Raw genomic sequence first — 13376 nt, forward strand, 5'->3', positions numbered from 1 at the left:
TACCACTCTTGGCGGATGATTATGCGCATTATCCAATGGAACTATCTGTTTGATTATTTAACAGGATGTATATATTAATAATCCAAAGAAACGATCAGTCTGATTAAACAACACGCTGTCTATTATTTGCCATTTTTGAAACAGCAGTAATTGCCAGGCTTCATTATACCAGTGAGGCGAGATACAACAACAAGACAACGACTGGAAAAGCCGCACTCCATAGAAGTGATGAGCTTTGCTTTTTTATCCCTAAATAAAGATGCCCTCCTGTCAATGTAAGCAACATAACCGGTAAAACCACCTGATAACCAACGCTATAATAACGATCAATTGCGTTGGTTCCAACAATCACTGATTGAAGATACACCAACACACCAATGCTGATTAATTTAGACCCCCAACTAAACCCACTGATTAGTCTTCGACTCATTTTATTCACTCCCTATGGTTGCGTAATTCCAGTTAGTCATTTCCTGAATTTCAACCCGCATAATGTCATTTTTGTTCGCCGTTAACCACTTGCTTAGCTCTACGCCAGTACCTGTAAGGGTCACTGAGTTATAAGTAATCCCATTTTTTTGCAGATAGGTAAGTTGCTCAGCGAAATAAGCAGTGTCACGGGGCAACCCTTCTTCAATTGTATAAAAATCAAAAGGACTATCTGCCAGCTGAAATAAAGCACCACCATATTCTTGCTGATTAGTCACTTTTTCTTTAATTTGCTCAGCAGACGGTTGCTTTAAGTTTTTAGGGTTGTCCAACAACAATTCACCAAAGTCTTCATAATGATCGCTTAAATACGTGAGACGATCCAGAAAGACCTCTTCGGAAATCTGTTCGTATCCCTGATAGTTGTGTTCATAGGCTGGATAACCAAAACTCATCATTGCTGAGGAGCTTCCAATCCCTGAGACACCGTACCGCAATAACTCCAGCTCCCCTTTTCCCGGCCCCCAACTGTTTTTAGCCAAATCAAAATAGCTATCGATTGTTTCACGACTTTTTGCTACTTTAAACAATACCTGAACATTGATAACCGTGTATTCCCCCTGTCCCTTTATCACTGCAATTAAGTCATCCAAGGAGATACCAGTCAGCGGCCTGTTCATATTTAAAAGACGGGCCAATTGATTATCTTCATTTTCATAATTGTCAATCTCAATTGACCGTAATTGACCGAACACATAATGTTCTGTCACCTCTGCCACCTTCATATTTTGAGCACCAACTTGTTTACTTACCAAATAAGATGATTCTTTCCCAAAAGGGGCCATTTTTTCTTGATTCATGATTGGGCTATAACGCTTATTAGTTTGTGTCACTTCAAACCAGTACTTGCGATATTTTTCACGCTTAGAATAAGACACTAATCCTTCTTCCGAATAATCTGGCACCTTGTCTTTTTCGACAATCAACCTTTCGCCATCCATTTTAGCATAATAAAAATGAGGCGCAACATAACTAAAAACATAACCTGCCAACAAGATGAATAGTACCAGATAAACCACACTTGCATATAAATTAACTTTGGAACGGCGTGCGGCCTTTTGAATGTGTAAATACTCCTTTTTATCCATATGATTTTCCTCCTTAATACTTAGTCGCTCCGAGTTATCTTATGAGATTTGACCATCCGACCTAGCATTTTTCCACTGCTTTAAACTTTCCCTGCCCCGTCGAACTTGAGATTTGAGTGTATTGACAGGGATGTCTAACATCTCACTCACCTCTTCATATGGAAATCCTCTAATATGAACAAGAGCAATCGCCTTCTGCTGTTGACTTGGTAAACGCTTTAACATTTTTACCGTTGCCATACTCAGTTCAAGTTGGTCCAATCTTTCCAAAGACGCGACAAATGGTTGTCTTTCAAAAAATTCAGCTTCTTTAATGACAATTCGTTTTTGCTTTTTATAGTGATCGTACATCGTATATTTGGCAATCGTCATTAACCACGCTTCAAGGTTATCAGGAATGTTAGTCTGTATTGCCAAAAAGGCTTTTAAAAATGTTTCCTGTAATAAATCTTCTGCCGTGTAATGATCACCTGTGTGTAAAAGTAGGTACCGATACAACCCTTGACTGTGTTTCATAATATAGCTTTCTAACTCATCCATCCCTTCACCTCCAAGACCCTAACACTAAGTAGACGATCTTCTCTAAAAATAGTTGCCTATGATGGTTACTTTTTTTATCCTTTACACGAACGCTAGTTCCCTGTACAATTAAAGCAGATAAGCCATCATCTTAATTATCAAACTAAAAGGAGAACTATCATGACTCTTTCGTATCACCTGACTAACCAACAAGCGCGCCATCTAATCTTACTTCGACAGGGGTTAATCGGACCAAAAGACTATCAGGGGAAAACAGGAACCCTGAATTTTATTCGTGAGATTGGTTCATTGCAATTTGACCCCATCGATATTTGTGGGCGCAATGCGGATCTCACTTTGTTGAGCCGTATCGCAGGATATCGCAAATCTGATTTAGAAGAACTCCTTTATACCGATCGTCGGCTAATCGATTATTTTGACAAAAATCTAGGAATATTTCCAATCACAGAGTTTCAATCCTTTTATTACCACAAAAAGTGGTTTCAAGAGCGCTCACATAGTATTGACGATATTGACACTATTCGCGCGCTTATCACCGCTGCCATCAAAGAAAAAACATACGTCGCCGCTAATGATTTTGATATGAATCAAAAAGTTGATTGGGATTGGGGGCAAAATAAATTATCCCGAGCTGCCTTGGAATACTTGTACCATAGCGGAGAATTGTTGATTCATCACAAAGATAATACTCGTAAATACTATACGCTGCCCGAAATGGTACTATCTGATCTTGAATTAGTCGCCCTCAAAATCCATTCCCATCGCAACGAGCGTCTTACACTTGGTTAGTTCAACGCCGAATCTCCAATGTGGGACTTCTTTGGAATAAAGCGTCTGATGCTTGGTTAGGAATTCCTGCTTTTACAGCAAAAGATCGCAAGGCGAGTTTTGCGGAGTTAGTGGCGCAGAATTTGTTAATTGAAGTGATCGTTGAAGGTCTGACTGTTCCTCTTTATTTGCTGACAAAAGATCAACACTTTCTCGACGCCGTCTTGACCACTGAGCATTTTAAACCAAGACTTGAATTTATCGCCCCATTAGATCCGTTATTATGGGATCGGCAATTAGTTAGAGAGCTGTTTGATTTTGACTATAAATGGGAAATTTATACGCCTGTCAACCAACGGCGATTCGGTCATTATGTATTGCCAATTCTCTATGGCACTCAATTCATCGGTAGAATCGAGTTAAAAAACAAACGACAAGAAGGCCATTTAGAACTAACAAATTACTGGTTGGAAGCTGGCATAAACCTAACGGCTGCACTTAAGGGTGAACTAAATTCGACGCTGAAACAAATGGCCGAATTTAATGGTTGTTTAACTTGGGATTCTTTTAATTGACACTAAGAAAAGGAAACGGGCAACGGGCCAAATCTTTAAAAGGTTTTTCCTCCAATTAGTTTGGCACAGACAGGGGCCATTAGCGCAATCGCGGCTAACACTCCCAAGATATTAACGAATCTATTAAAATCACTTCAGGCAAGAATAGGACCCTAAAAAAAACGATTGCCAGAGGGGTTCTCCAGCAATCGTCTTGTATGATGACTTATTTAAGCGCGGTAACCAAATAACGGGCTCATCGGTGTGTTTTCATGGATGCGTTTTAGCGCATCTCCCATTAATTCCGAACAAGTGATAATATCCAAATTAGGCAATTTAGCCGCTTCTGGTATATCAACCGAGTCAGTCACGCAAATTTTCTTAAATGGAATAGCGCCCAACAACTCCGCTGCATTAGCAGAAAAGACACCATGGGAAGCACAGGCATAAACTTCTTTTGCCCCAGCTTCTAATAAAACATTGGCGGCTATTCCCAGCGTTTCGCCAGTGTTGATGATGTCGTCAACTAAGATACAAGTTTTGCCGGTTACATCGCCGATCACATAGCCACTGCGAATCTCAGCTTCGCGATCTGTTTGATCCACGATGGCTAAGGAAGCGTCCAAGTACTTACTCAAAACCCGGGCTCGCGCAACGCCACTATTTTTCGGTGAGACAACTACGATGTCTTCCCCCTGCAACTGACAGTCTTGATAGTGCTTAGCAAACAAAGGCATCGTAAATAAATTATCAACGGGAATGTCGAAGAAACCTTGTAGTTGAACGGTATGCAGATCAAGTGTTAAGACTCTCGTCGCACCAGCCTTTTCTAAAAGATCAGCTACTAGCTTAGCCGTAATCGGTTCTCTCGGTTTAGCTGTCCGATCCTGACGGGCGTAGCCATAGTATGGCATGACAATATTAATCGTCTTAGCACTTGCCCGTTTTAAGGCATCAATCATAATCAATAATTCTAGTAAATGGTCATTGACTGGGTAACTAGTCCCTTGAATGACGTAGACCTCATCGCCACGGATGCTTTCTTCAATGTTAATGGTCATTTCGCCATCACTAAATTTTTGGACACTACTCTTTCCTAATTCTACTCCCACAACTGCCGCTATTTTTTCCGCAAGTGGCTTGTTTGAGTTCAAACTAAAAATCTTTAAACATGGATCTTCATAAGATTCTGGCATAACGTCCTCCATTTAACTATTTTAGGGTATTTACCCAACTTTATCCTTAATCTCTTCTATTCTAACAAAGTTTTTGTGAAATTACATCTAGAATTGCTTTCAATTGGGAAATATCGGCAGATTGCCCATAACATTGCTTAGGTTTGGTGATTTTTTATCATCAAACTGTGATATATTAGAAGAAATCAACTTCAATTAAAAAGTGAAAGGATGACCGTTTGATGTCAAAAGAAACACCTAAAAAAACCGCTTGGTATTCCGCTCAGTGGGGCACTCCTACTTATGATGACAACCGCTTATTTGAACTTTTAACTGTCGGCACTTTTCAAGCTGGCCTTAGCTGGAAGGTGGTTGTCGGGAAACGTCCTGTTTTTCTGCGGAATTTCGCTAACTTTGATCCTAAGATAGTCGCAGGCTTTATGCCTGATGATTTAGAACGAATCATCAATGATCCGGAAATGATCCGCAACCCTCGTAAAATTGAAGCGACGATTAACAATGCCCAAGCGATTACCAAAATTCAAACAGAATATGGTAGTTTTGCTAATTTTTTATGGGACTTCGTGGGGAATCGTCCACTTCAATTTGAATACATAGAAGCTGGCGATGTTCCAAACCACAGTGCTCTTTCGGCCAAGTTAGCTAAAGAATTAAAAAAGCGGGGCTTTAAATTTGTGGGTCCCATCATCACTTACATGTTTATGAAAGCCAGTGGTCTTGTCCAGGATATCGTTTTAGAATAACACTTGTTAGTATCTTTCAGATTTTGAAAGATGCTTTTTTTTTGCACTAAAGTGAATATTTATTCTTTCAAAACTTGTTTTTATGAATATTTAGTGATAATATAGATTGAAATTGCATATGGAGGGAAAGTTTATGAAAGAAAAAATAATTTTAGCTTATTCAGGTGGTTTAGATACATCAGTGTCAGTACAGTGGTTAGTTGAAAAAGGATATGATGTGATCGCCTGTTGTTTAGATGTTGGCGAAGGTAAAAACTTGGAGGCTGTCAAACAAAAAGCCTTGACCGTCGGCGCTAGTCAATCTTTTACCATTGATGCCAAAGAAGAGTTTGCCCATGATTTTGCCTTAGTCTCACTACAAGCTCACACCATGTATGAAAATAAATACCCATTAGTCTCTGCTTTATCTCGCCCGTTAATCGCTAAGAAATTAGTGGAACTAGCTCATGAAGTTGGTGCTACAACAATCGCTCACGGCTGTACAGGTAAAGGAAATGATCAAGTTCGTTTTGAAGTAGCTATCGCAACGCTTGACCCAAACTTAAAAATCATTGCCCCAGTAAGAGAATGGAAATGGTCACGGGAAGAAGAAATTAACTATGCTAAAGAAAAAGGCATTCCGATTCCGATCGATTTAGACAGCCCCTACTCTGTTGACCAAAATTTGTGGGGACGAGCCAATGAATGTGGGATTTTAGAAGACCCTTGGGCGACTCCTCCTGAAGATGCTTATGACTTAACCGTCAGCTTGGAGGCAGCACCGGATACAGCGGATTACGTTGAAATTGCCTTTGAACAAGGGATTCCCGTCTCCTTAAATGGCGAAGCTTTAAGTCTGGCTAACTTGATTTTAACTTTAAACAGCCTGGCTGGTAAACATGGCGTTGGACGAATTGACCATGTGGAAAATCGTTTAGTTGGCATTAAATCACGTGAAGTTTATGAATGTCCAGCTGCCATCACGTTATTAACAGCACATAAGGAACTAGAAGATCTGACGTTGGTAAGGGAATTAGCCCACTTTAAGCCAATTGTTGAACATCAATTAAGTCAAGTGATCTATAACGGGTTGTGGTTTAATCCATTAACTGACGCCTTAATCGCTTTTATAAAATCCACTCAGGTTTATGTCAATGGCAAAGTTCGTGTCAAACTATTCAAAGGACATGCCATTGTTGAGGGACGGACATCGCCTAATAGCTTGTACAATGAGAATTTAGCGACTTACACATCTGCTGATACCTTCGATCAAGATGCCGCCATTGGTTTTATCAAGCTTTGGGGCTTACCATCACAAGTTCACGCAGAGGTTCAAGCTTCACTGGAAGGGAACTAATCCCATGGAAAAATTATGGAGTGGTCGTTTTCAGGCCCAAAGTGAAGAGTGGGTCAATGGCTTTGGCGCCTCAATTCCTTTTGATTATCAATTAGCCCATCAAGATATCGCCGGCAGCATCGCCCATGTGACGATGCTTGCTACATGTGGCATCATCGCTCATGAAGAAAAAGATCAGATTATTGCGGGTTTGCAAACCATTGAACAGCAAATAGAACAAGGTCAATTCGCTTTTTCATTGGCTCATGAAGATATCCACTTGAATATTGAAAAAGCCCTACATGATCAAATCGGTCCAGTAGCTGGAAAACTGCATACGGCACGTAGTCGAAACGATCAAGTCGCTACGGATATGCATCTCTATTTAAAACAACAAGTCAACCTGATACTCGAAAAGCTAGTCAACTTGCAAAAAGTTTTAGTGGCTAAAGCCAATGAGCATGTCGAGACGTTAATGCCTGGCTACACTCATTTACAGCACGCTCAACCGATTTCTTTTGCCCACCATCTGTTGGCTTACTACAACATGTTAAGCCGCGATGAGGCACGTTTGCTAGAAAGTATCAAACGTATCGATATTTCACCTCTGGGCTGTGCCGCTTTAGCGGGCACAACCTTTCCGATTGACCGCCAACAAACAGCTGACTTGCTCGGTTTTTCCGCTATTTACGATAATAGCTTGGATGGTGTCAGTGATCGTGATTTTATCATTGAGTTTTTAAGCAATAGTTCTCTGATCATGATGCACCTCTCCCGCCTTTGCGAAGAGTTAATTCTTTGGAGCTCCTTCGAGTTTCAGTTTATTGAAATGGCTGATCAATATGCCACCGGTAGCTCGATTATGCCTCAGAAAAAAAACCCTGATTATGCGGAACTAATCCGCGGCAAAACAGGTCGCGTATATGGCAATTTATTTGGCTTACTCACTGTTTTGAAGGGCACACCACTAACCTACAATAAAGACTTGCAAGAAGACAAAGAAGGCATGTTTGATGCCGTTAAAACTGTTTCAGTTAGCCTAGATGTCATGGCTGGCATGATTGAGACAATGGTTGTTAAAGTGGAGACGATGGAAAGATCGACTGAAAAAGACTTTTCGAATGCCACGGAATTAGCTGATTACTTAGCCAATCAAGGGATTCCCTTTAGAGAGGCCCATGAAATCGTTGGTAAACTTGTCTACAACTGTATTCAGAAAGGTATTTTTTTACAAGAGGTTAGTTTAAGCGATTATCAGGCAATCTCTCCAACCATCAATGCTGATATTTATGAGGTATTGGCTTCACGAACTGCCATGAATCGCCGAAATTCTTATGGCGGAACTGGCACTCAACAAGTCAAAGAGGCGATTCAACGAGCTCAATCAGCCTTAGAGAAATAACACTGCTAACCAAAAACGAAAGATTTCCCCTTCGTTTTTGGTGTTTTATTTTCACACACATTAACGTGAACTTAATAAATTATTTGAGGAGTTGTCTCAATCTAAATCCTATTGGAGGAGAATTATGTTAATCAAAAAAATGAATGTTGTGATCGTTTGTCTATTGTTATTTGCCTTTTCAACAACCACAGTCGCCGCTGTTGAAAGCGATCCTTACCATGACAAAGTGATGGATAGCGGGGAGTTAGTGGTAGGACTCTCTGCTGGCTATGCCCCTTACGAATTTCACGCCACAGTCAATGGCAAAGACACCATCGTAGGGTTTGATATTTCGATTGCCGAAAAAATCGCCAAAGATCTAGGCGTTAAACTACGAATTGTGGAACTGAATTTCGATGCCTTATTAGGTGCCTTAAAAACTGGCAAAATCGATGTGATTATCTCAGGTATGTCCCCTACCCCAGAGCGATTAAAAGAAGTTAACTTTTCCCATTCCTATATGGAGGTGGAGCAAAAGGTCCTGATCCGCAAAAAAGATCAAGCTACCTTTAAAAGTGTCGATGATTTTGATCAAATCAAAGTCGGTGTCCAAAAACAATCCACCCAAGAGGCTTTAGCTGAAAAAGAATTGATCGGCAGTCAATTGGTCTCCTTAGCCAAGGGAGCCGACGTGGTGCTTAACTTGCAAAACCAAAAAGTCGATGCTGCCGTTTTGGAAAGCGTTGTGGCGGAGGCATATGCCTCTCAAGATTCCAGCTTACTGGTTTCAGATATCGCCTTTGCAGACGGTCAAAAAGAAACTGCCATCGCCATCCCTAAAGAAGCCCCCGTCCTAGAGGCTAAAATTAATGCGTCCATCGATCAGATCATCTCTGAAAATTTATTGCCTGGCTATCAAAAAGAAGCCAATCAACTGATGTTCCAAAGCGAAAGCTTTTTTAAGAAGTACTACTCTTACTTTTTAAAAGGGACTCTGACAACAATTTTGTTAGCACTTTTTGGGGTACTAGTCGGTTCAGTTCTGGGTTCACTTTTGGCTATTATGAAATTAGCTAAAAATATAGTCCTTCGCGGCATCGCCAATGTTTACATTGAATTTGTCAGAGGCACACCATTGTTAGCTCAGATTTTCTTAGTGTATTTTGGCTCAACAGTCTTCGGCTTGGAACTAAGTGCCTTCACGGCTAGTTGCGTCGCCTTGGCTCTCAACAGCGGCGCTTACGTGGCCGAGATCATTCGAGCTGGCTTGAATTCCGTCAATAAAGGTCAAACCGAAGCCGCTCGCTCATTAGGAATGGATAGTAAGCAAACCTTACGCTTTATTTTATTCCCACAAGCGGTCAAAAATATTTTACCTGCTTTAGGAAATGAGTTTGTGACGATCATTAAAGAATCTTCGGTTGTTTCAGTGATTGGTGTTTCCGAATTAATGTTCCAAGCAGGGGTAGTTCAAGGGGCAAGTTTTAAACCCTTCTTGCCAATCTTATGTATCTCTTTAATTTATTTTGTGTTAACCTTTACCCTATCTCGCTTGATCGGTCTCTTTGAAAAAAAATTGGCTTTAAGTGATTAACCCTCTCTGCTCTGTTCAATTCTTCGGCTAATGACTAACGCAGCAGAATGACCAAACGTCTGAGAATATCTTGCATATTTTTTCATTTCGTCATATAATACCTTATATTTAAACATTTTAGATAGGGGTATACGAATGAAAACAAAATTAGTTAGCTTCATGCTAACACTGGCGATAATTGCCTTTGGTGGGACTACTGTCTCAGCAGCTGAAAGCGATCCAGTATTAGATCGAATTAAAGAAACTGGCAAGTTAACCATCGGATTGTCAGCTGATTATCCGCCATACGAGTTTCACGCGACCGTTAATGGTAAAGACCAAGTCGTTGGTGCTGATATTTCCATGGGTCAAAAGATTGCCGATGATTTAGGCGTTGATTTGGCCATTGAAGAACTCGGGTTCGACGCCCTCTTAGGCGCCTTAAAAACTGGCAAGATTGACTTGATTATTTCTGGAATGTCGCCTACGCCAGAACGTCAACAAGAAGTCAATTTCTCAGACTCCTATATCACCATCAATCAAAAAGTGGTCGTACGTAAAGCAGACAAAGATAAATTTACGACTGTCACTGATTTTGACGGCTTAAAAGTGGCTGCTCAAAAACAAACCACCCAAGAAGAACTGGCCAAAACAGAATTAACAGGGGCCAAGGTGGTTTCTCTGCAAAAAGTAACAGACATTGTCTTGAATCTCCAAAATAAAAAAGTTGACGGTGCTGTCATTGAAGGTCCGGTTGCCGAAGCTTATGTTTCTCAAAATCCAAGTTTAGCTTTAACTGACATTACTTTTGAAAATGGACAAGCTGATATGGCCATTGCCGTGTCTAAAGAAGCCCCTGTCCTCCTACAACGAGTCAATGAAACCGTCCAAGTGATTCAAGACGAAAAGTTAATGGACGAGTATAAAAAAGAAGCCGGTAAATTGATGTTTAGTGACGAAAGCTTTTTCAAGAAATATGGTGGCAACTATCTAAAAGGGGCCGGTTATACCATTTTCTTAGCGTTTGTTGGCGTTTTAGCAGGTGCTCTGATCGGTGCTGCTCTAGCTTTAATGAAGTTATCTAAAACCAAACTATTTAAATGGGTCGCTGTGATCTACATAGAATATGTGCGTGGTACCCCCTTGTTAGTCCAAATTTTCTTGGTTTATTTTGGTTCAACTGCCTTAAATTTAAACATCAATGCCTTAACAGCTGGTTGTATCGCCTTAGCACTCAATAGTGGCGCCTATGTAGCAGAAATTATTCGCGCTGGGATTAATGCTGTTAATAAAGGGCAGTTAGAAGCCGCCCGCTCGCTGGGAATGAATCAGATGGAAGCCATGCGCTTTATCATCATGCCACAAGCCATCAAAAATATTTTACCTGCCTTGGGAAATGAATTTGTGACAGTGATCAAAGAATCTTCGGTTGTATCCGTGATCGGTGTGTCAGAATTAATGTTCCAAGCAGGTGTGGTTCAAGGCGCTAGTTTCAAGCCATTTTTACCGATTGTTCTCGTATCAATGGTCTACTTTGTGTTAACATTTACCCTCTCGCGTTTAGTTGGGGTAGCTGAAAGGAGAATGAGTACAAGTGATTAAAATTTCTAATTTACATAAAAGCTTTGATAAAAATGAGGTGCTAAAAGGCATTGACTTAACGGTTAATGCTGGTGAAGTAGTGGTTATCATCGGCCCTTCTGGTAGTGGTAAAAGTACGTTCTTACGTTGCTTGAACTTGTTGGAAGAGCCAACAAGTGGCACAATTGAATTTGAAGGACAAAACTTAACGGATAAAAAGACCGATATTAACCAATTACGCCAAAAAATGGGCATGGTCTTCCAAAGTTTTAATCTTTTCCCTCATAAAACGGTCTTGGACAATTTGACAATTAGTCCGATTCAAGTCAAAAAACAAACGAAAGAAGCCGCTGAAAAAAAAGCGACTGACTTGCTGGCAAAAGTTGGCTTACAAGACAAAGCCGCTAGTTTCCCAAGCAGCTTATCCGGTGGACAACAACAACGGGTGGCCATTGCCCGAGCTTTAGCGATGGATCCTGATGTGATGTTATTCGATGAACCAACTTCTGCTCTCGATCCCGAAATGGTCGGTGAAGTATTGGCGGTTATGAAGTCACTTGCTGAATCCGGTATGACTATGGCGATTGTCACCCATGAAATGGGCTTTGCCAAGGAAGTGGCTGACCGAGTGATTTTTATGGATGCAGGCATTATTCAAGAAGAAGGCACACCAGAAGAAATCTTCGGTAACCCGCAAAACCCTCGAACACAAGATTTCTTAAGTAAAGTCTTATAAAAAAGTCAGTGAGTCGCTAACTTCAAGCGCGACTCACTGACTTTTTATTCTATATAGTTCCCTTTAAATAATCATCCAATGGAACTATCTGTTTGATTATTTAACAGGATGTATAATATGAAAGTAGCAAACTTTCTGTTTGGCTCTTGTTTCACCTCTCGTTCAACTTTTCCTATTTAACCAGCTCTAAATTTTTCCAAACCATAAATCGCTTCACTGACGACCTCTGGCGTTATTTCTTCTTTCATAAAATGGATGGGTTCACCAATTTCAGCAGTCTTCTGGCTCACTAATTCAACTTCTTCAATCGTTAAATCCAAACCAAGTTCATGGAGTGACGTTGGCAAGCCTAACTCTTCATAAAATGGGATTAACTCTTCTAACTCATCCCATTTACCTTGAATCAACAATTGAACGAGAATACCATAGGCCACCTTCTTACCGTGTAATTGTTTGCTCGACTCTGGAAGATAGGTCAAAGCATCATGAATCGAATGAGCACCAGAAGAACGGCCATACTCATCGCCAAAGCCACCAACCATCCCGGCTACCATGATAATCGTTTCAATAACATCTACAAAAGCTTTATTTAATGTTTGTTTTTCTAAAGCCTCAACTGCCTCACGACCTTTAGCCAATAATACATGTTGACATTTTTTGGCAGCAAAGTGGGCTACTTCAACCTCTAGAGGCAAATTTCTACGATGATTAATAATAGCATCAGCTTCGTACCATTTAGCTAAAGTATCGCCGATCCCTGCTACCAACAACTCCTTCGGGGAATCCAAAATCACTTCTGGAGCAACTAATGTCAAGGCAATCCCCCGGTTATAATAATCCATTCGTTTTAAACTACCCTCTTCGTCATAAATCACACTTAAAGGAGTGTACGCAGCACAAGTTGAGGCTAAGGTTGGTAACATGATGACTGGCAATAATAATTTAAAGGCCACCCCTTTTGCTAAGTCAGAGACTTTGCCACCCCCAACAGCCAAGATACCATCTACCTTTTGAGCGGTCGCAATTCCTTCAAAATACGCAATATTTTCATCTGTACATTTTTTACGGTAATCGTAAAACACAAATTCAACGGTTGAGTCCATAGGAAAATATTTTTTTGCCACTTCCCAGGAGGCTTGTCCATGTAAGACCAGCACTTTTTTTAATTGTCTTTTAGTCAATTCTTCTGTTAATATTTGCCACACACCTACTCCACAAATAAATTCTTGTGGGCCGCTTTTAACACTTAAATAATCTTTCATATACCTGTGACCTCCGCCTTCATCTATTTCCAATTTATTCATTTAATACTTATCAAATTATATTATACCGTTTATTCTACTATTTTTCATTAATTTCGCAACGTTTTTTTATTCATATCGTAAATACTTGTTGAATATTTATACAAAATG

The 13376-nt window shown here is 40.4% G+C and carries 13 protein-coding genes; 8 read left to right on the forward strand and 5 right to left on the reverse strand.

Features of this window, described 5'->3' with window-relative positions:
- Positions 1–163 precede the first annotated feature (163 nt).
- From I6N95_RS12730 to I6N95_RS12740, 3 genes are read right to left on the reverse strand one after another with little or no spacing between them, the layout of a single operon-like run.
- A complete protein-coding gene (locus tag I6N95_RS12730; protein ID WP_209528532.1) occupies positions 164–430 on the reverse strand; it encodes a hypothetical protein in 267 nt (88 codons plus the stop codon).
- A gap of 1 nt (position 431) precedes the next feature.
- Positions 432–1577 carry a hypothetical protein gene (locus tag I6N95_RS12735; RefSeq protein WP_209528534.1) on the reverse strand — a complete coding sequence of 382 codons (1146 nt, stop codon included), beginning with the start codon at positions 1575–1577 and terminating at the stop codon, positions 432–434.
- A 39-nt stretch (positions 1578–1616) separates the two neighbouring features.
- Complete coding sequence (locus I6N95_RS12740) at positions 1617–2117, reverse strand: RNA polymerase sigma factor (RefSeq protein ID WP_209528536.1); 501 nt, start codon at positions 2115–2117, stop codon at positions 1617–1619.
- A 159-nt stretch (positions 2118–2276) separates the two neighbouring features.
- On the opposite strand from I6N95_RS12740, the gene I6N95_RS27425 reads away from it, so the two are divergent.
- Positions 2277–2906, forward strand: a complete 630-nt coding sequence (locus I6N95_RS27425; RefSeq protein WP_209528538.1) for a DNA glycosylase AlkZ-like family protein — start codon at positions 2277–2279, stop codon at positions 2904–2906.
- 20 nt (positions 2907–2926) lie between these two features.
- On the forward strand, positions 2927–3460 hold the full coding sequence (locus I6N95_RS27430) for a DNA glycosylase AlkZ-like family protein (RefSeq protein WP_347340557.1): 534 nt from the start codon (positions 2927–2929) through the stop codon (positions 3458–3460).
- A gap of 209 nt (positions 3461–3669) precedes the next feature.
- Here I6N95_RS27430 and I6N95_RS12755 read toward each other — a convergent pair whose 3' ends face one another.
- Positions 3670–4635 (reverse strand): ribose-phosphate diphosphokinase, encoded by a 966-nt coding sequence (locus I6N95_RS12755; protein ID WP_209528540.1) that lies wholly within the window; start codon positions 4633–4635, stop codon positions 3670–3672.
- Between the two features lie 221 nt (positions 4636–4856).
- Here I6N95_RS12755 and I6N95_RS12760 point away from each other — a divergent pair, with 221 nt between their 5' ends.
- The 6 genes from I6N95_RS12760 (at position 4857) to I6N95_RS12785 (ending at position 11964) form a co-directional block, all read left to right on the forward strand.
- Positions 4857–5378 (forward strand): DNA-3-methyladenine glycosylase I, encoded by a 522-nt coding sequence (locus I6N95_RS12760; RefSeq protein ID WP_209528542.1) that lies wholly within the window; start codon positions 4857–4859, stop codon positions 5376–5378.
- 133 nt (positions 5379–5511) lie between these two features.
- The gene (locus tag I6N95_RS12765) at positions 5512–6714 is read left to right on the forward strand and encodes an argininosuccinate synthase (RefSeq protein ID WP_209528544.1); all 1203 of its coding nucleotides are present in this window, start codon (positions 5512–5514) and stop codon (positions 6712–6714) included.
- A 4-nt stretch (positions 6715–6718) separates the two neighbouring features.
- Positions 6719–8095 (forward strand): argininosuccinate lyase, encoded by a 1377-nt coding sequence (gene argH / locus I6N95_RS12770; protein ID WP_209528546.1) that lies wholly within the window; start codon positions 6719–6721, stop codon positions 8093–8095.
- A gap of 124 nt (positions 8096–8219) precedes the next feature.
- The gene (locus I6N95_RS12775; RefSeq protein WP_209528548.1) at positions 8220–9668 is read left to right on the forward strand and encodes an ABC transporter substrate-binding protein/permease; all 1449 of its coding nucleotides are present in this window, start codon (positions 8220–8222) and stop codon (positions 9666–9668) included.
- Positions 9669–9803: 135 nt separating this feature from the next.
- Positions 9804–11249 (forward strand): ABC transporter substrate-binding protein/permease, encoded by a 1446-nt coding sequence (locus tag I6N95_RS12780; protein ID WP_209528550.1) that lies wholly within the window; start codon positions 9804–9806, stop codon positions 11247–11249.
- Positions 11242–11964, forward strand: a complete 723-nt coding sequence (locus tag I6N95_RS12785) for an amino acid ABC transporter ATP-binding protein (protein WP_209528553.1) — start codon at positions 11242–11244, stop codon at positions 11962–11964. Before I6N95_RS12780 ends, I6N95_RS12785 begins: the two co-directional genes overlap by 8 nt.
- 176 nt (positions 11965–12140) lie before the next feature.
- On the opposite strand, the gene I6N95_RS12790 is transcribed toward I6N95_RS12785, so the two are convergent.
- Positions 12141–13226: an iron-containing alcohol dehydrogenase family protein gene (locus I6N95_RS12790; protein WP_209528555.1), complete on the reverse strand. Its 1086-nt coding sequence runs from the start codon at positions 13224–13226 to the stop codon at positions 12141–12143.
- Positions 13227–13376: the final 150 nt, after the last annotated feature.

This window comes from Vagococcus allomyrinae, from assembly GCF_017829975.1.
GTDB lineage: Bacteria > Bacillota > Bacilli > Lactobacillales > Vagococcaceae > Vagococcus_D > Vagococcus_D allomyrinae.